The 18329-nt window shown below is 62.9% G+C and carries 17 protein-coding genes; 9 read left to right on the top strand and 8 right to left on the bottom strand.

The window, feature by feature from the left end; all coding sequences use genetic code 11:
* The coding region (locus tag B2Z70_RS10390) for a TonB-dependent receptor domain-containing protein (RefSeq protein WP_292983080.1) at window positions 1–1425 on the top strand (1425 nt) is incomplete at its 5' end.
* Window positions 1426–1585: 160 nt separating this feature from the next.
* On the opposite strand, the gene B2Z70_RS10385 is transcribed toward B2Z70_RS10390, so the two are convergent.
* The 3 genes from B2Z70_RS10385 to cpdR all read right to left on the bottom strand — a co-directional run bounded on the left by B2Z70_RS10385 (window position 1586) and on the right by cpdR (window position 3357).
* The gene (locus B2Z70_RS10385; RefSeq protein WP_009801960.1) at window positions 1586–2191 is read right to left on the bottom strand and encodes a DUF6445 family protein; all 606 of its coding nucleotides are present in this window, start codon (window positions 2189–2191) and stop codon (window positions 1586–1588) included.
* A gap of 11 nt (window positions 2192–2202) precedes the next feature.
* Window positions 2203–2877 carry a hypothetical protein gene (locus B2Z70_RS10380; RefSeq protein ID WP_292983078.1) on the bottom strand — a complete coding sequence of 225 codons (675 nt, stop codon included), beginning with the start codon at window positions 2875–2877 and terminating at the stop codon, window positions 2203–2205.
* A gap of 111 nt (window positions 2878–2988) precedes the next feature.
* On the bottom strand, window positions 2989–3357 hold the full coding sequence (gene cpdR / locus B2Z70_RS10375; RefSeq protein WP_009801958.1) for a cell cycle two-component system response regulator CpdR: 369 nt from the start codon (window positions 3355–3357) through the stop codon (window positions 2989–2991).
* Window positions 3358–3501: 144 nt separating this feature from the next.
* Here cpdR and B2Z70_RS10370 point away from each other — a divergent pair, with 144 nt between their 5' ends.
* From B2Z70_RS10370 to hisN, 3 genes are all read left to right on the top strand, one after another.
* The gene (locus B2Z70_RS10370; RefSeq protein ID WP_292983075.1) at window positions 3502–4374 is read left to right on the top strand and encodes an N-formylglutamate amidohydrolase; all 873 of its coding nucleotides are present in this window, start codon (window positions 3502–3504) and stop codon (window positions 4372–4374) included.
* Between the two features lie 170 nt (window positions 4375–4544).
* Window positions 4545–4937: a helix-turn-helix domain-containing protein gene (locus B2Z70_RS10365; protein ID WP_009801956.1), complete on the top strand. Its 393-nt coding sequence runs from the start codon at window positions 4545–4547 to the stop codon at window positions 4935–4937.
* A 27-nt stretch (window positions 4938–4964) separates the two neighbouring features.
* Entirely contained in the window at window positions 4965–5768 is an 804-nt protein-coding gene (gene hisN, locus B2Z70_RS10360) for a histidinol-phosphatase (protein ID WP_292983073.1), read from the top strand.
* Window positions 5769–5814: 46 nt separating this feature from the next.
* Here hisN and B2Z70_RS10355 read toward each other — a convergent pair whose 3' ends face one another.
* On the bottom strand, window positions 5815–6768 hold the full coding sequence (locus B2Z70_RS10355; RefSeq protein ID WP_292983071.1) for a class I SAM-dependent methyltransferase: 954 nt from the start codon (window positions 6766–6768) through the stop codon (window positions 5815–5817).
* Window positions 6769–7051: 283 nt separating this feature from the next.
* On the opposite strand from B2Z70_RS10355, the gene B2Z70_RS10350 reads away from it, so the two are divergent.
* On the top strand, window positions 7052–7522 hold the full coding sequence (locus B2Z70_RS10350) for an Hsp20 family protein (protein WP_009801953.1): 471 nt from the start codon (window positions 7052–7054) through the stop codon (window positions 7520–7522).
* Between the two features lie 146 nt (window positions 7523–7668).
* On the opposite strand, the gene B2Z70_RS10345 is transcribed toward B2Z70_RS10350, so the two are convergent.
* The 4 genes from B2Z70_RS10345 to gpmA form a co-directional block, all read right to left on the bottom strand.
* Entirely contained in the window at window positions 7669–9726 is a 2058-nt protein-coding gene (locus tag B2Z70_RS10345; RefSeq protein WP_292983069.1) for an NAD(+) synthase, read from the bottom strand.
* Window positions 9727–9802: 76 nt separating this feature from the next.
* Window positions 9803–11101 carry a pentapeptide repeat-containing protein gene (locus B2Z70_RS10340; protein ID WP_009801951.1) on the bottom strand — a complete coding sequence of 433 codons (1299 nt, stop codon included), beginning with the start codon at window positions 11099–11101 and terminating at the stop codon, window positions 9803–9805.
* A gap of 101 nt (window positions 11102–11202) precedes the next feature.
* A complete protein-coding gene (gene ribD / locus B2Z70_RS10335) occupies window positions 11203–11790 on the bottom strand; it encodes a bifunctional diaminohydroxyphosphoribosylaminopyrimidine deaminase/5-amino-6-(5-phosphoribosylamino)uracil reductase RibD (RefSeq protein WP_292983067.1) in 588 nt (195 codons plus the stop codon).
* Window positions 11791–11794: 4 nt separating this feature from the next.
* Window positions 11795–12514: a 2,3-diphosphoglycerate-dependent phosphoglycerate mutase gene (gene gpmA, locus B2Z70_RS10330; RefSeq protein WP_292983065.1), complete on the bottom strand. Its 720-nt coding sequence runs from the start codon at window positions 12512–12514 to the stop codon at window positions 11795–11797.
* Window positions 12515–12681: 167 nt separating this feature from the next.
* Here gpmA and B2Z70_RS10325 point away from each other — a divergent pair, with 167 nt between their 5' ends.
* From B2Z70_RS10325 to B2Z70_RS10310, 4 genes are all read left to right on the top strand, one after another.
* Window positions 12682–13671: a KpsF/GutQ family sugar-phosphate isomerase gene (locus tag B2Z70_RS10325; protein ID WP_292983063.1), complete on the top strand. Its 990-nt coding sequence runs from the start codon at window positions 12682–12684 to the stop codon at window positions 13669–13671.
* A gap of 88 nt (window positions 13672–13759) precedes the next feature.
* On the top strand, window positions 13760–14692 hold the full coding sequence (locus tag B2Z70_RS10320; RefSeq protein WP_009801942.1) for a Gfo/Idh/MocA family protein: 933 nt from the start codon (window positions 13760–13762) through the stop codon (window positions 14690–14692).
* Window positions 14693–14781: 89 nt separating this feature from the next.
* Window positions 14782–16290, top strand: coding sequence for a phosphomannomutase/phosphoglucomutase (locus B2Z70_RS10315; protein WP_292983060.1), 1509 nt, complete (start codon window positions 14782–14784; stop codon window positions 16288–16290).
* 144 nt (window positions 16291–16434) lie between these two features.
* On the top strand, window positions 16435–18153 hold the full coding sequence (locus B2Z70_RS10310; RefSeq protein WP_292983058.1) for a hypothetical protein: 1719 nt from the start codon (window positions 16435–16437) through the stop codon (window positions 18151–18153).
* The last annotated feature ends 176 nt before the right edge of the window (window positions 18154–18329 follow it).

Here is an 18329-nt window from a genome sequence, read left to right as displayed (position 1 = left end):
AACCCGTTTGAAGGCGCCACCCAGGAAAATGTCGACTATCTCATCGTGAACCGCACCGCGGTCACCGAGATCGAACAGGAAATCGTCTCCGGCTTCCTGACCTCCGACATCTTCGCTCTTCCGGCGGGTAACCTCGGCTTCGCGACCGGCTTTGAATATCGCCGCGAGTTCGCCGACTATCGTCCGGGCGCGGGCAACCAGCTGAACATCACCCGTGATGGCGGCGGTTCTCCGACCACCGGTGAATACTTCACCACCGACGTGTACGCCGAGACCTACATCCCGGTCCTGGGCGGCGGGTTCAACCCGATCCCGTTCATCGACTATGCTGATGTCGAAGCGTCCTACCGTCTGATGAACAACACCCGCGCCGGTGTTGACGAAGCCTGGGCCGTCGGCCTGAGCATGGGCATCCTCGAGGACCTGAACTTCCGCGCCAACGTGGCGCGTACGGTTCGCGCCCCGGCGGTGACCGAGCTCTTCCTGCCGCGCGTCCAGTCCAGCCAGTTTGCGGCTGACCCGTGCTCTGCGAACAACCTGAATGGTGGTCCGCGTCCTGCTGTCCGCGCTGCAAACTGCGCCGCGGAAGGCCTGCCGCCGACCTTCATCTCCCAGGCGCAGAACGCTACGGTTAGCGGCTTCACCGGCGGCAACCCGCAGCTGAACAACGAAACCGCCGACTCCTACAACTTCGGCCTGGTGTTCAGCCCGCGTTGGGTTGATGGTCTGACCCTGTCGGTCGACTACATCAACATCGCCATCGAAGACGCGATCACCTCGTTCACGCTGACGCAGATCATGCAGGCGTGCTACGACTCCACCAACTATCCGAACTCCTTCTGCAACTCGTTCACGCGACTGCCGAATGGTCAGCTGCCGTCCATCAACGCCTTTACCTCGGGCTACGTGAACGCAGCTATCCAGGAGTTCGACTCTGTGGAACTGGCTGCACGTTATCAGACCGAACTGAACGACGTGTTCTTCCTGAACCAGATCGAATCCGACCTGGGTACGTTCGACGCCACCCTGCGCGTCTACAACGTTCAGACGAACACCACTTCGTCCACGGGCTTTGACTACAACGACACCGTTGGTCAGCGCTCCAACCCGAACTGGCGTGGCGACGTCCGCGCTCAGTGGTACCGTGGTCCGGTCACGGCGTTCGTTGACGTCGAGTACACCGGCTCCGGCCTCGTGAGCAAATTCGCGGTGCCGTACCAGTACATCGACGAAACGGGCAACCCGTACTACAACTTCGACTCCTACACGACTGTCGACATTGGCGGTTCGTACGATTGGAACAATGTGACCTTCCGTGCGAGCATCCAGAACGTGACGGACGAGGGCTACACCAACGCCGAGAAGGCGCACGGCTACTACAACATCGGCCGTATCTTCAACGTGGGTGTGACCGCTCGCTTCTAAGCGACGGCTACAGTCCGAAGACTGGGAAGGGCGAGCTTTGGCTCGCCCTTCTTTTTTGTCTGAAGGTCAAGGCGCATAGGAATGCGCGGACACGCATGAAGGCGTGCAGCCGCGTGACCACGCGTCGCTCTGCAGGCCGGCCAGTTGTGTGTGATGAAGGTCAGGCGGGAATGTAGAAAAGCGGCAGAATCAGCCGCCCGGTTTCCGGAGTCGCGCCAAAGCTGGGCCCGGCATTGTGCCAGAGATAGGACCGGAACAGCGCCATTCGGTTATAGCGCATGGGCACGGTCATCGTGGTGTCCCAGGCCTCGGGCCGGTCCTGATCGGGGAAGACGATCTTCTCCCAGATCTCGCTGGGGTGATTGAGCCCCATGCGTTCGGCTTCGCCCGGGAAAACCGGCGCGTGTTCGCTGTCGGTCCGCCTGTGGCGGTGAAAGCTCGTCCCGCCCTGACAATGGGCGTCCGGCGTCAGGTAGATGATGGCGGACCAGTGCGCATTGTCGACATGAATGCCGCCCTTGCCGCTCTGACCGTCCAGAGCCAGGCGCGGCTTCAGGTGCGACGTGCCCGGCGCCGGTTGCAGGGCCTCGCCGGCGAGGGCGCTGATGACCTGGTCCAGCCCCTGGATCGGGAGGGCCTGATCCGCATTGCGCCCCGGGAAATAAGTCGCTTCTTCCGGCTCGGGATAGGCGAGCCGGAGCGCCGCGTCGCGCACGGCGTCCGGATCGGGCAGAAAATCATCAACGATGATGTGGCAGACATGCATGCCGCGTCATCCTAGCGTATGCGCTGCACCCGGTAGCTCCGGTCCCGGCCGTCAATCTGCATCAGATAGCTGCCCAGCGAGGCCCGCCGCACCACCATCACGCTGTCATCGCGGACACGGATCGGGCGATTGCCGACGCGGTCCGTGATTTCCCAGACCTGTCCGTTGGTGGTGTGAATGTGAATGGTGTCGAATCCGCGCCGTTCAACCCGGTCGATCGGCAGGCTGATCTCGTTGATCTGCCCGTCATCCTCGCGGCGGAGAACTTCGACGCCGCTTTGTTCGGAAGGAGCGGCCTGAGCGGTCCGGGCGCCCTGATCGGTCGATCCGGATGCCTGAATGGAGCCGCTCTGTCCGGATCCGGTCTCCAGCTGATTGTCGCGGGTGGAGAACAGGGACAGGGACAGGCGAGGCAGGCTGGGCAATTCAAGGCCGAAGCTGTCGCGTTCCACCGCCTCGACCTCGGATCGGCGGATGACCACGATTTCGTTGCTTTCAGCGCGGAGGCTGCTCACGGCTGCGTCAAAGCAGGCCAGACGCTCCGCATCATTCTGGAGTTCCTGGCACTGGAACACTGGATCCAGAGACGGATTTTCCTGGGCAGATGCTGAGCCGGTCGCGGCCAGGGCTGCAAGGCTTGCCAGAACGGCGAGGCTGGGCCCCAGACGGTCGAAAGCGCGGAACATGGCTGGTCCTTCCCCGTTTGTTACAGGACGGACTTTAGCCTGAGGCCGGTCCGGGACGCCACCGGCTTGGGCGCCCGCAGACCAGATTCAGGTGAAACCGGTGGAGGCGGATCAGGCGGCGGCGACGACCTTTGCGACCTCGTCGACGAGATCCCGCAAATGGAAGGGCTTGGACAGCACCTTGGCCTGGTTGGGGGCCTGGGAGCCGGCATTCAGCGCCACGGCGGCAAAGCCGGTGATGAACATGATTTTCAGGCCCGCATCGATCTGGGCGGCGCGCCGCGCCAGCTCGATCCCGTCCACACCGGGCATGACGATGTCGGTCAGCAGCAATTCATAAGCGCCGGGCGCTTCGCCCAGGGCGTCCAGCCCTTCCTCGCCATCCGCCACAGCGTCCACGTCATGGCCGGCGCGGTTGAGCGCCTTGGCCAGAAAATCACGCATGGAGTCATCGTCTTCTGCGAGCAGAATGCGGGCCATCGCCGCCCCCTTGTCTGTTTCCACCAGCGCATAGCCTATCCCAAACTCGTAAAAGTCAACTGAACGCGCCGCAAACCGGCCTGTGATTTGTCAGGGCGCTCATAGTCTCATTGACCTTCTCGGCTGACCGATCACAATCAGCCCATGCAACCTGCTTCAGACTCACTGATCGGCCAGATCCATGAACCCGTGATCGTTCATGAGCCGGACGTGCGCAGTTCGCCCTTCATCTTCGCCTCGCCGCATTCAGGGCGTTGCTATGAGAGCGATTTCCTCAAGCAGGCCAGTGCGCCGGTCTCTGTCCTGCGCCGGTCCGAGGACGCGTATGTCGATCAGTTCTTCGCTCATGTGACGGAACTGGGCGCGAGTTTTGTCGAGGCGATCTTTCCGCGGGCGTTTGTTGACCCCAACCGGGGGCCGGACGAACTCGACGCACGCCTGTTCAAGGACCCGCCGCTTGAAGGGTTCAGTGCGCCGAATGCGCGCACATCCGCCGGGCTCGGCGTGGTGCCCAGGCTGGCGGCGGACGGCAGAAGCATTCACGCTTCCGAGATCGCCTATGCCGAGGGCCGTCGGCGGATCGACCAGTATTACCGGCCCTATCATGAGGCGCTGAAATCCGAAATCGAGCGGACGCTGGACCAGTTCGGGCGCGCCGTGCTGATCGACTGTCACTCCATGCCGTCCTCCAGCGCCCGTGGCGCGGACATGGTGCTTGGGGATCGCTTCGGCGCCTCCTGCGGGCGAAATTTGATCAACCATGCAGAAGCGTATTTCAAATCCCTGGGCTTTACGGTAACCCGGAACCGTCCTTATGCAGGCGGTTACACGACAGAGCATTACGGGCGTCCCCTCAGCGGGGTGCATGTCATGCAGGTTGAGATCAATCGCGGATTGTATCTGAGCGAATCTGACGTGCGACCTTTGTCTCGCATGGACAACTTGAAAGAACGCCTGAAGACATGGACGAAGTCCATGATTTACACAGAAGACACAGGTAGACTTGCCGCGGAGTAAAGTGTTTTGGAAAGCATATCCGCAGAGTCTTTCCTGAGGCGCGATTTGCGCTGCTGCGTTCACTTGCGAGGCGAGCAATGCTGTGCTATATCTCAGGTGTCATTGAAGTGTCGTGTTGCGATCTTGACGGGGGAATCGCAACTGGAAAAGTTTGATCGAGGGTTTTCACAATGACCAATGCAATTGACCATCACGTGGGTAAGCGGATCCGTCGCCGTCGCCGTCTGCTGGGGCTGACTCAGCAACAGCTCGCGCAATCGGTCGGCATTCGCTTCCAGCAGATCCAGAAATACGAGAGCGGCGCCAATCGCGTCAGCGCATCGCGTCTGTTCGAGCTGGCTGAAGCGCTCGATGTTCCGGTGCAGTACTTCTACGAAGGCCTGCAAGGCACGGGCGAATCTGCGGCGCCGGAAGGCGAGAACGTGGCAGCCGACGTGCTTTCCCAGAAGGAAACGCTGGATCTGGTGCGCGCCTACTACAAGCTCAATGAGCGTCCGCGCCGCCGTCTGCTCGAGCTGGCCCGGTCTCTTGACCCGGATTCCCGGGGCGAAAACGTCGCGTAAGCGCTGACGTCCGACACCGAGTTCCCGATGTCCGATCTGGATGTGACTGCAGAGTTGGCGCTGGCCGCTCAACTGGCGGACGCTGCGCGTCCGATCGCCTTGCAGCATTTCCGGACCGGACTTCGCGGCGACGCCAAACCCGCACAGGAATTCGACCCCGTGACAGAAGCGGATCGCGCCATCGAGGCGCGAATCCGCGCCCTTCTGGCGCAGGACCGACCGGATGACGGCGTTCTGGGTGAGGAGCAGGCTGAAACCCTGGGACGGTCCGGCCGCACCTGGGTTGTCGATCCCATTGACGGCACGCGCGCCTTCATCGCGGGCCTGCCCACCTGGTGTGTCCTGATCGCCCTGTATGGTCCTAAGGGACCGATCCTTTCCGTGATCGATCAGCCTTTCACGGGCGAACGCTATAGCGGCGTCGCCGGTGACGCGGCCTGGCTGGACCACGGGGGATCGAGACAACCCCTGAAAACGCGTCAATCGGTCGATCGCATCGAGGACGCCATTGTCTCAACAACCGATCCTGGCCTCTTTGAAGGGGGTGAAGCTGAGTGCTTCATGACTGTGGCCCGGGCGGCGAAGGTGCGCCGCTATGGTCTGGATGCGTACGCCTATGCTGCGCTGGCGGCCGGGGGCGTCGATCTGGTGATCGAGAGCGGTCTCAAGGCCTGGGATGTGGGCGCGCTGATCCCGGTGGTCAGCGGCGCGGGCGGCGTCATCACCAACTGGCGCGGCGAACCGGCCCATGAAGGCGGGCAGTTGCTGGCGGCTGCGTCGCCGGAACTGCACGCCAGGGCCCTGGACATGCTCGCGCCAGCTGCGCTCTGATCGCATAGAAAAACGCCGGCCTGGAGCACCAGGCCGGCGCTGAGGCCTATTCGCCCGCAGGTTTGCGGAACAGAAGGGTCATCCGGTCCGATTCCCCGATCGCGTCATAGGGCGCGCGATCAAACTCGGGATCAGCGGGCTCGCCGAAATCCGAGGTCCGGGACACCGGCGGCAGGGTCCAGACCCCGAACGGATGGTCTGCGGTGTCGGCAGGGTTGGCGTTGATCTCGCTGGCTTCGACCAGTTCAAATCCGGCCTCTTCCGCCATGGAGATCACCAGATCCTGCTGGACATAGCCCGTGCTGGCGCGCGGGTCCTGCACGCGGTCAGCGGGCAGACGGTGCTGGACAAGGCCCAGAACGCCGCCAGGCGCGAGCACGTCATAGAAATCGCTGAAGGCTTTTTCCGCCGCGCCACGGCCCATCCAGGAATGGGTGTTGCGGAACGTCACAATGGCGTCCACCGAACCGGGTTCGGCAATGGGACCGGTTTCACTGTCGAAGGTGGCCATGGTGACGTCCCCGTAAAGGGGGCCGCCAAACTTGTCCTCGAAGCTCTGGCGGAAGTCGAGGGCGCGCTGGTTGTCCGGCGCAATATCTGACCAGACGGCGATGTATTCGCCGCCATTGGCGTTGATCCACGGCGCCAGAATGTCGGTGTACCAGCCGCCGCCGGGCCAGATTTCCATGATGCGGCCCGACGGATCGATGCCGAAGAACTCAAGCGTCTCATACGGATGCCGGTAAGGATCCCGCGCGCGTTCTTCCTCACTGCGCCACTCGCCTTCGACCGCCCAGGCCAGAGTTCCGGATTCTGCAGATGCATCCTCCATCATCTCCGCTTCATTCGCGATCTCATCGTCTGTCAGGGACGAGGCCTCGTCGGTCATTTCCGCGGCCGGCATGGACGTGTCCGCATCCTCCTCTTGGGAAGGTGCGCCACAGGCCGCCAGAACGGCGCAGGCCGAGGCGGCGGTAAGAAGGGCTGTCAGACGTTGCATGTACTCACTCCGGTTAGCCGAGATTGCACGGATCATAGAGGCGGAATGCGTCCTCTCACAATGGCGCGATGACGATCAGGGGCGCGATGTTGAAAAAAATCGCGCTGACCTCTTGCGCCCTTCGCGACGCTTACCCAATTCAAGTTTCGTAAGGCCGCCATACGGGGCTTTACGGATTGCCGGACAGACCACGCTGCATGCTGCGGGTGGTCGGGATGGCGACCTTTGAAAACCATAGCCCGCCCGCATGCGGGCCCGATCGCTTCCAAGGAGGATCGATACAATGCGTACGACTGATTTCTCGCCGCTTTACCGCACGATTGTCGGATTTGACCGTCTGGCCAACATGATCGACAACGCGGCGAAGCTGGAGCCGTCCGGCGGCTACCCCCCGTACAATATCGAACAGCTGTCCGAGCACGAATATCAGATCGAGCTCGCGGTCGCCGGGTTCGGCGAGGATGATCTCGAGATCGAGGTGCAGGAAAATGTGCTGACGATCGCCGGCAAGCGCACGCAGTCGGAAGACGCCGAACAACGCAATTATCTGCATCGCGGCATCGCAGAACGCTCGTTCGAGCGCCGCTTCCATCTCGCTGACCATGTCCAGGTGCGCGAGGCCAGCCTTGAGAATGGCCTGCTGCGCATCCAGCTCGAGCGCGAGATTCCCGAAGCGAAGAAGCCGCGCCGGATCGCCGTCAACGGCAAATCCGAAACCAAGCTGATCTCGGCTGACAAGGCGTCCGCCGCCTAAGCCGGGATCGCGGCCCGATCGGACGGACGCGACACGTCCCTCCCCCCGATAGTCGGCGTCTGGCCGGTCGGGCCTGATTTTCCAACCACTTTTCCTCTTTCGACCTCGCGGCGCTCCTTCCTCATGGGGAGCGCCGTTTTTTCGTGTCACAGCAGCTCGTCCTTGAGCGTCTGCACCGCGTCACGCCAGACTTTCGCGCTGGAATCAGAGGGCATGCGCCAGTCTCCACGCGGGCTCAATGCGCCCGCAGAGGTCAGTTTGGGACCGTTGGGAATGGCCGAACGCTTGAATTGGGAATTGCCGAAGAAGCGCCGCGCAAACTCACCCAGCCAGTGCAGGATGGTCGCCCGGTCAAAGGCGCGTTGGTCAGCGTCCGCCACATGGGGCGGCCAGTCGCCCGCCGCCTTGTCGCTCCAGGCCTGCTCGGCGAGGAAAGCAATCTTGGCCGGCGAGAAGCCGTGACGCACAACATAGTGCAGGAAGAAGTCATTGAGCGGGTAGGGGCCGATGGCGGCCTCGGTGCTCTGGATCGCGCCGTCCGCGCCTGCAGGCACCAGCTCGGGCGAGATCTCGGTATTGAGCACATCCATCAATGCGCGTGACACGTCCGCGCCGTATTCCTCACGCCTTGCCGCCCAGCCGATCAGGTGCTGGATCAGGGTTTTCGCCACGCCGGCGTTCACATTGTAATGGCTCATATGATCGCCGACGCCATAAGTGCACCAGCCTAGCGCCAGCTCGGACAGGTCGCCCGTTCCGATCACCAGCCCGCCCTCATGATTGGCCATGCGGAAGAGATAGTCGGTGCGGAGCCCCGCCTGCACGTTCTCGAAGGTGACGTCGTACTGGTCCGCGCCATCCGAATAGGGGTGATTGAGATCGGCCAGCATGCGCTCGGCGGCGGGACGGATGTCGATCTCGCGATGGGTCGCGCCCAGCCCTTCGATCAAGGCCAGCGCATTCCTGCGGGTGCCTTCGGAGGTGGCGAAGCCGGGCAGGGTCACAGCGAAAATGCCGGACCGATCCAGTCCCAGCCGGTCAAAGGCGCGGGCGGTCACGATGAGCGCCTGGGTGGAATCAAGCCCGCCCGAAACGCCGATCACGGCGCGCTTCAGCCCGGTCGCTTTCAGGCGCTGAACGAGCCCTTGCACCTGGATATTGTAAGCCTCGTAGCAGTCCTCATCGAGGCGGGCGGCGTCATTGGGCACAAACGGGAAGCGATCTATGCTGCGCTCCAGCGCGATCGCGGCGTCCCGGTCCATATCCAGCGTGAAGCCGATGCGCGTATAGGCTTTGAGGGCGTCCGCATGTCGCGCGCAGGCGTCGCGCCAGGGGGACAGGCGCGCGCGTTCGCCGGTGATGCGCTCCAGATCGATATCAGCATAGAGCACCGCAGGCGTGTCATTGAGGAAGCGCTCGCCCTCGGCCAGCAGCTCGCCTTGCTGATAGGCCAGAAGCTGGCCGTCCCAGGCGAGGTCCGTGGTGGATTCCCCGGTCCCTGCCGCCGAGAAGACATAGGCGCCTTGGGTGCGGCGCGACTGGGCGTCGCACAGGGCCGCCCGCTCGCGCGCCTTGCCGATGGTGGCGTTGGAGGCGGACAGGTTCACCATCACGGTCGCCCCGGCCAGCGCGCCATGAAGGCTCGGCGGGATGGGTGACCAGAAGTCCTCGCAGATCTCGGCATGAACGACGAGGCCGGGCAGGTCGAGCGCTTCAAAGAGAAGATCCGTGCCGAAGGGCGCGATATGACCGCCCACCGAGATCGTGTCCTCGATCACGCTTGAGGCGTCGGAGAACCAGCGCTTTTCATAGAATTCGCGATAGTTCGGCAGATAGCTCTTGGGGATGACGCCCAGCAACTGGCCGTCCTGCACCGCCAGCGCACAGTTGAAGAGCTGGCCAGAGCTTCTGAGCGCGCACCCGAAGAAGATCAGGGGCCGCAGGCCCTCGCTCGCTTCGATGATCCGCGCCGCCGCGTTCTCAGCGGCGTCCAGAAGCGCCGTCTGATGATGAAGGTCATCCACGGAATATCCGGTCAGGCCCAGTTCCGGGAACAGACACACGGCGGCATGACGCTCATGGGCCTGTCGCACCAGTCCGATCAGCGTTTCGGCGTTCGCCAGCGGCTCGGCCAGATGAACCTCCGGCGCGAAGGCGGCGATGCGGGCGAAGCCGTGGCGGTAGATATTCGTGAATGCGGACATGAGGTCACCTGTCAGAGGGGCGGAACCCCCTTATGCTCAGGATGAGTATTTATCGGCAGAAGCGGCGATCGTCTACTCAGGCCGCGTTGATATCCACCGCGTCGGTCAGGTCCTCGACCATGGAGGTGAACTGATCGCTCACCTTGGCGCCCGTGAAGAGCGCGCGGGTGAAGATCGCCTTGCGCGCGTCCACGCCATGCATGCGGGCGAAGGACAGGTCGGCCGCCTCCGCCTGAAGATGATGAAGGTCTGCGCCGGACAGATCCGCATAGCGCAGGCAGGCCTCGGCGATGGATGCGGCGAGCAAACGGTCATTGGGCAGGACCAGCGGGCCCAGCTGCGCTTCGCGCAGATCGGCGTTGTTCAGCTTGGCGCCCTTGAGATCGGCGCCCCGCAGATCCGCGCCGCGCAGGGATGTCATCCGAAGGTCCGCGCCGGACAGTTTCGCGCCCTGAAGTTCCACGCCTTCCATATCAAGGCCATAGAGAATGGCGTTGCGCGCCTGAAGCGCGGTGAGATTGCGCCCGGCCAGCGATTTGAGCCCGCGCAGGTCCTTGTCATTGAAGGTGGAGGGGGCGCCTTCCGCGCCGCCGGTCTCGCACCAGCGAGCATGGCGATCGAGCGCCTTGGCGGTTTCCCCGCCCGGATCGGCGATCTCGGGCGGCGGGGCATCGCGCAAGGCGCCTTCCAGATTGGCGCGCTGGAACTGGCACATGTCGGTCTTGGCGCCGATCAGCACGCAATCGCGCATATCCGCGTCACTGAGGTCCGCGCCATAAAGGTCGGCGTCCTGAAGATTCGCGCCGGGAAAGCGCGAACCGCGCAGATTGGCGCGGGTCAGCCGCGCCCCGATCAGGACCGCATCGGTGAAGTCCGATGATTGGGCCACGGCCCCGGTCATCTTGGTCTGGGACAGGTTTGCGCCCTTGAAGCGGGCTTCGCTGGCTTCGCCGGGACGCTGTTCATGGGTGATGACGGCGAGGCCCTTTTCCCGGTCCACCTGGGCGATGGCGCCTTCGCGCAGGTCCGCCTGGCTGAGGTCCGCGCCTGTCAGGTCCGCGCCGCGCAGGATCACTCCGCGCATGTCCGCCCGGTGCAGCACGGCGCCCGAGAGGTTCGCCTGTCGCATGTCGGCGGCGAAAATCGTCGCACGGGTCAGATTGGCGCCGGAAAAGTTCGTGCCCTCAAGAATGGCGCCTGACAGGTCGGCATCCGCCAGGTTGCGGCCTGAAAGATCAAGCCCCTTGAGGATCTTGTAGGAGAAATTCGCCCGGGCGCCGCCCATGCGCCCGTTCATGAGAAACTCATGCTTGCGGCAGGCTTCATCCACCTCAAGCTGGGTCAGGGGCTGATACTGGATAGGCTTGCCGATCATCTTTGATCCGTTACGGGCGATGGGCGTGGCCGCCCGTTATGGGCGAGTGTGGCCCACTGCCTGTTAACGCTATCTTGTCGGAGCGTGCAAAGCCGGCGTTTTTATCGCTGACGCACCCGGGTCAGGCCCTGTGCGCCCAGCCGGTCGAGCGCGGCCCCGGTATCCTCTCCCGCCTGCAGAACGAGATCGGCGTCAAACAATCCAGTGCGAGGATCGGACGCCAGCAGGGGGCGGCCAGTCTTGAGCCGTTCGAAAAACCCGGCGTTCAGAGCGATTGCGTCCGCTTCCCGCACACCCTCAAGAACTGCGATGCCGGCGTCCGCCAGCATCGTCACGCCGCGCCCCGCCACATGCTCGAACGGGTCGCGGCAGGCGATGACGACTTCCGCCGGATGAGCGGCGATCAGGGCCTCGGCGCAGGGCGGCGTCTTGCCGTAATGAGCGCAGGGTTCAAGCGTGACGTAGACCGTCGCGCCTTCTGCACGGGCGCCCGCTTGCTCGAGAGCCTGCGGCTCGGCATGGGGACGTCCGCCAGGGGCGGTGGCCGCGGCGCCGATAATACGTCCGTCCCGGACAATGATGCAGCCAACAGACGGGTTGGGCGCGGTCTGGCCCAGGCGCGCATAGGCCAGCGCCAGCGCCGTATCCATGTAGCGCAGATCCTCAGCCGTGACCGGGCGTGAGGTCATGGGATCACTTCGCAAAGTCGAGCGCCTGGGCGCGATCTTCATCGAGATAGCGCGCGGAGACCGGCTTGAGGCCATCGAGCTCGATCATCAGCGGGTTGCCGGTGGGGACTTCCACCTTGACGATGTCGTCTGCAGAGACGTCAAACAGCATCTTGATCAGCGCGCGCAGCGAATTTCCATGGGCGGAGATCAGGATGTCCTCGCCTGCCTTGATCTTCGGCGCGATGGTGCTGTCGAAATAGGGCGCGACGCGATCGAGCGTCAGTTTGAGACTTTCCGTGCCCGGCAGCAGCGCCGGATCAAGACTGGCGTAACGGTCGTCAAAGCGCGGATGACGCTCGTCGGTCGTTTCAAGGGCCGGCGGCGGAATGTCATAGGAGCGCCGCCAGATCTTCACCTGCTCCTCGCCATGCTTCTCGGCGGTCTCGGCCTTGTTCAGCCCGGTCAGCGCGCCGTAATGGCGCTCATTGAGCAACCAGGTCTTTTCCACAGGAACCCAGACCCGATCGACGCCCTCAAGCGCGAACCAGAGCGTGCGGATGGCGCGCTTGAGCACCGAGGTGCAGGCGAAGTCGGGTTTGAACCCGGCCTCAGCGAGCAGTTCGCCGCCGCGTTTGGCCTGTTTGACGCCCTCTTCGGTCAGATCCACATCGACCCAGCCCGTAAACCGGTTCTCAAGGTTCCAGACGCTCTGGCCGTGACGGGTGAGCACAAGACGGGTCATGATGGGTTTCCTCTGACGGGCGGAAGGTGTTGGCGGGCGGTTTACCCCTTTTCCGGCCTGCCCGTCGAGCCCATCTGCAGACGCAAGCCGTGTCTAGCCTCATCGCGTCGTGCTTGGTACAGGGGGCGCCCCGCGTGATCGCCGCGCGTCAATTCAGGGATCGGACCATGTCGCCCGTCGCAACCGCGCTTGAACCCACAGCCATTCTCTCGGCCATGCGCCGCACGCTGAGCCTTGAGCAGGACGGCCTCGCGCAACTCAGCAACGCGCTTGATGAGGTGAGCGTCGAGGCCGTGAGAGTCATTGCCGGACTCAAGGGAAGGCTGATCTGCGCCGGTGTCGGCAAGTCTGGCCATGTGGCGCGCAAGATCGCTGCGACATTGGCGTCCACCGGCACGCCTGCCTCCTATGTGCACCCGGCTGAAGCCAGCCATGGCGATCTGGGGATGATCACGGCCGATGACGCTGTGCTGGCGCTGTCAAACTCGGGAGAGACGAAGGAACTGGGCGACATGATCGCCTATTGTCGCCGCTTCGGCGTGCCGTTGATCGGCATGACGGCGGGGGCGGAGTCCACGCTGGCGAAAGGCTCTGACATCCTTCTGCTCTGCCCCAAGGCTCCCGAGGCGTGCGGCGAGACCCGCGCGCCCACCACCTCGACCACGATGATGATGGCGTTTGGCGATGCGCTCGCGGTGGCGCTGATCGAGGCGCGGGGCTTCACTGCGACCGATTTTGCGCGCTTTCATCCCGGCGGCGCGCTCGGCTCGGCGCTGGCGCGCGTCGATGAGCTGATGCATGCCGGCGACGCCATGCCGCTCGCGCCCGAGCTCGCCAGCATGGGCGATGCGCTGATCGTGATGAGTGAGAAGGGGTTTGGCTGCGTCGGCGTCACCGATGGCGACGGCAAATTGTCGGGCATCGTCACCGACGGCGATCTGCGTCGCAGGATGGGCCCGGACCTGATCGAGCTGTCGGTGAAGAGTGTGATGACGCCGGGCCCCATAACCACCACGCCCGGCGCCTTGGCCTCTGACGCCCTGCGCGTGATGACTGCGGGCAACCGCAAGATCACTCAGCTTTTTGTCTGCGATGAGGCGGGCAAGCCGGTGGGGCTATTGCATATCCACGATCTTCTGCGCGCCGGGGTCAGCTAGGGCGCGGCGATCCGGCCCTTTGCCACCGGTCCGAACGCGGTCTAAGACGGCGCACACCCTCAGGCCTTCAGCATGACGAGGCATCTTCATGAACAGTACGGCGACCTCTCCCTTGCGCGCAGGCGTCATCGGCGCAGGCGTGTTCGGCGGCTATCACGCTGGCAAATACGTCGAGAACCCGGACACCACGCTGACCGCGATCTTTGACCCTGATCAGGCGCGCGCCCAGGCCCTGGCTGACAAGCATGGCGTCACCGCCTATTCAGAGGTGGGGCTGTTCCTGGAGGCTGTGGACGTGGTCACCATCGCCAGCCCCGGCGTCACCCATGCTGAAATGGGCGCACGGGCGCTTCGCGCCGGCAAGCCCGTGCTCATCGAGAAGCCGCTGGCGGTGACCGGCGAAGAAGCCGATCAGCTGGTAAGGCTGGCGGCCGAGCATCAAGTGGCGCTGGCCTGCGGGCATCAGGAACGGCTGGTCTTCGACGTCATGGGCCTGACTGGCATCCAGACCCCGCCCCGGCGCATCACCGCCTGGCGCGAAGGCCCGTGGAGCGGTCGAAGCACTGACATTTCCGTCACTTTCGACCTCATGGTGCATGACCTTGATCTGGCGCTGACCCTGATCGGTCAGGCGGACGCCGAAACCCTGTCCGTCGAGGGCAAGACCGAGCGAAGCGACAGTCTCGACGAGGTGAGCATGTCGGCGCGCTTTTCCAATGGCGCCGAGCTTGAACTCAAGGCCAGCCGGATCGCGGATGACCGGCGCCGCGGCATGGTGGTGGAGTATGAGGCGGGCGTGATCGAGATCGATTTCGTGGCCCGCACTTTCAAGAACACGACCGGCTTTGACCTCAACCCCGATTACATGGACACGCCTGAAGGCCGCGATCCGCTGGGCGCGAATGTGGCGCGATTTGTGGAGGCGGTTCTGGGACGGGCGACCGGACCTGCCGCTCCGGGTGAGGCGGGCGCTGCGGCAGTCCGGTTCGCCGAACGCATTGATGCGGCTGCAGGGCAATAGCCGTCACACTTGTTTGCTAATTCCGTACGCGGCAGAGTTGCGAAAAGACGGGGGCGCGTTTCACTTCGCGCCGATCACAGGGGACCAGAATGCGCACCGACCTTCAGCCCAATACCTGGGAATTTGAAACAGAAGCGTTTGTGACGCCCACCGGGTTTCGCGAATATGACGCGCGCTGGTGGTTCGGCCATCCGGGCTCGGATCAACCGCCCCAGATCAATCTGTATGGCGTCCAGGCGCTGGGCCTGGGTCTTGGCACGCTGATCCACGAGCTGGGCAGGGAACCCAGGATCGTCACCGGCCACGACTTCCGCAGCTATTCACTCAGCGTGAAGCAAGCGCTGGAAGTCGGTCTGATGCAGGCGGGCATCGAGGTGCACGATATTGGTCTGGCGCTCTCGCCAACGGCCTATTTCGCCCAGTTCCATCTCGACATCGCCTCGGTGGCCATGGTCACCGCCAGCCATAACTCCAATGGCTGGACCGGCGTGAAGATGGGCGTCGAGCGCCCGCTCACCTTTGGTCCCGATGAGATGAGCCGCCTGAAGGAGATCGTGCTGAACGATGAGGGCGTGGCGCGCCCGGGCGGGGGTTATGTGCGCGAGACCGGCGTGGCTGAAGCCTACAAGGCCGAACTGTCCAAAGGCGTTTCGCTCAAGCGCAGGATCAAGGCCGTGGTCGCGTGCGGCAATGGCACGGCGGGCGCGTTCGCGCCTGAGACCCTTGAAGCCATGGGTGTTGAGGTGATCGCCATGGATTGCGAGCTCGATCACACCTTCCCCAAATACAATCCCAATCCTGAAGACATGAAGATGCTGCATGCTCTGTCGGATCGGGTGAAGGAAACGGGCGCGGATATCGGCCTTGCCTTTGATGGCGACGGCGATCGCTGCGGCGTGGTTGACAATACCGGCGAGGAGATCTTCGCGGACAAGGTCGGCCTGATGCTGGCGCGCGACCTGTCTGAGCGTCACAAGGGCGCGAAATTCGTTGTGGACGTGAAGTCCACCGGCCTGTTCGCCATTGATCCTGTACTCAAGGCCAATGGCTGCGAGACTGAGTACTGGAAGACCGGCCATTCCTATATCAAGCGCCGCGCCAATGAGCTGGGCGCTCTGGCCGGGTTCGAGAAGTCCGGGCATTTCTTCCTGCAGCCGCCGGTCGGACGTGGGTATGATGACGGCATCGTGGCCGCGCGCTGCATTCTCGAGATGCTGGATCGCAATCCGGGCAAGTCTGTCGCCGATCTCAAGGCGGATTTGCCGGTCAGCTATGGCTCGCCCACCATGTCGCCCGCGTGTTCGGACGAAGAGAAATATGCTGTGGTCGAGCGCATCGTCGCCAGTTTCCAGGCGAAAGAGGCCGAAGGCGCAGACGTCGCAGGTCGCAAGATCATTGATGTGAACACCGTCAACGGCGTGCGTTTCACTCTTGAGGGCGGGGCCTGGGGTCTGGTGCGCGCCAGTTCGAACACCCCCAATCTCGTGATCGTGGTGGAGAGCCCCAACAGCGCGGACGACGTCAAGATGATCTTCGCGGCCATCAAGGACGAGCTCTCCCGCCATCCCGAGATCGGCGCATTTGACCAGGAACTCTAGCGCTGGACACGCTTTGTTGTCGTCTCCCAGTCTCCCCCATCTGCAGCCAGAATACTGAGAACACACGTTTCTATTGGAGAGTATTTTTTGAAAGTAGTGATTATCGGGCAGCACCCTGTTATCCAACCGGGTTTTTGCGGAGTGATGGCGCTTAACGAGGCTCGCTGGTTGTCCCAATGGGGGCATGAGGTTGAGCTTGTGATCCCGTTCCGCAAGCGGGCCGAGCTGGACCACATTATTTCACTGAATGAGTTTGAAGACCTGAACGAGCTGCCCAAGCTGGGCGAATCCTTCACAATTCGTCCGATCTTTGTTGAGGAAATTGAGGATATTGAGCAGTGTGACGTCCTGATCTGGCAGGTAACGGATCACGTTGTCTGGGACGCCTACTTTAAGCGTTTCGCTGCTCGCTCACGGGTCGTGACCAAGAACTTTCCCAAGACGGCGCCAGTTCGCGATGGCTTAGCGGCGCGCAACATGTTCTCCACATTCGATTATGCGGCCTTTGCGCTGAAAGAGGATGTGGCCGTCGTAGCGAATTACAAGTCTGACGTCTATCCACAGGAGCGATATGGGTTTGTTGGCCGTGGAGCTGACCCGGAGCTGTTCCATCCTGGCGCAAAATCGGAAGCGCCTTTTATCGCGGTGGATGTTCCAAATACCGCTGATGATTGGGCGATCACGCATTTCGTCGAACCCCTCAAGCGCTTGCGCGTGCGTCATCCTGACCTGAAGATCGTGTCGCTGGGGCGGCCCGTGAGCATCGAGGGCGCCATGCATCTAGACTTCATGCCCTACGATCAGCTCGCTGAGCAATTCATCAACCCGGCTTGGGTCTACTGCTTCATCGACTATGCCCAGAGCGCGCCCCATGTGCGCGGAACGATACACAAGTTCGAGCCCTTGTGGCGGGACCGGGCCATTTATGAAGTCCAGAATGTGGAAGCTCAGATGGCCGGGGCTGTAATGTGCGGTTATGACCGCAACATCATTGATGAATTGTATGATCCTGAGCTGAGCGCAACCTTCCCGTTCCCGTCAGAGGCCGACGCGATCTATGATCGGCTGTGCTGGGCGATCGACAACCAGCAGGCGCTCGCGCAGCGCATTCGCGCACGCACCGAGCCGATTCATGACTGGAAGCTGTGCATCTCCCGCTGGGAAGCCGGTCTGAGAACGCTGGTCGAAAGCGGGTATGATCGCAACGCGAAGCCCAGGTCGGCGAAGTCTGCGCCTCCCGCTCCGGAACCGGCCCCGATCCGGGTTCTGGAAGAGGACATTGTCGATGTGCCTGCGGCCCTGGACGATGAAGGGCGCCGGATCGTGGCCGAGTATTATGACCGTGCGCGGACCGCAGTTGAGTTCGGCATTGGCGGCTCCACCCGCATCGCCGCGAAGACGGGCATCGGCCATCTGTTCAGCGTGGAAACGGATCCGGGCTGGATCGAGCACATTCAGTCCGATCCCAATGTCGAGGCGCTCAAGGCCGGGGGGCGGGTCAGCTTCATTCACGCCGATGTCGGCGCGGTGAAGGAGTGGGGCTATCCGGTCCAGATGTCTGAGGAGGCGAGCGACGCCTATCTGAAGGGGCCGTGGTCGCGCATCCCGGTCGAGTCGGTTGATTTTGTTCTTGTCGATGGACGCTTTCGGGTCGCCACGACGGTCAACGCTTCCTTGCGCACTGATGATCATGTGATCTACGCCGTTGATGATTACGGGGATCGCACTCATTACGAGGAACTTGAAGATCTGTTTGATGTGGTGCGGCGCAGCGGTCGCATGATCCTGCTCAGGAAAGGTCGGCGCTGGAGCTTGCCGGCGGCGGACGCCATGCTGTCAAAATACAGAATGGACCCGCGTTAGACCCCGGACCTGACGGCCATATTGAATGCACACTTGTGAGTCACCCAGCTTGCGCGAGCCCGGTTCCGGGGTGAGGGAAAGTTGTTTTGTGAGCGCTGAAGGTTTCAGCCGGATGGAGATTTGAGATGCGCGTAGCAATGATCGGCACCGGCTATGTGGGTCTGGTTTCGGGGGCG

The sequence above is a fragment of the Oceanicaulis sp. UBA6590 genome, from assembly GCF_002433705.1.
GTDB lineage: Bacteria > Pseudomonadota > Alphaproteobacteria > Caulobacterales > Maricaulaceae > Oceanicaulis.
The sequence above is the reverse complement of the archived record's forward strand: the minus strand, read 5'-3'. Positions and strand labels throughout refer to the sequence as shown.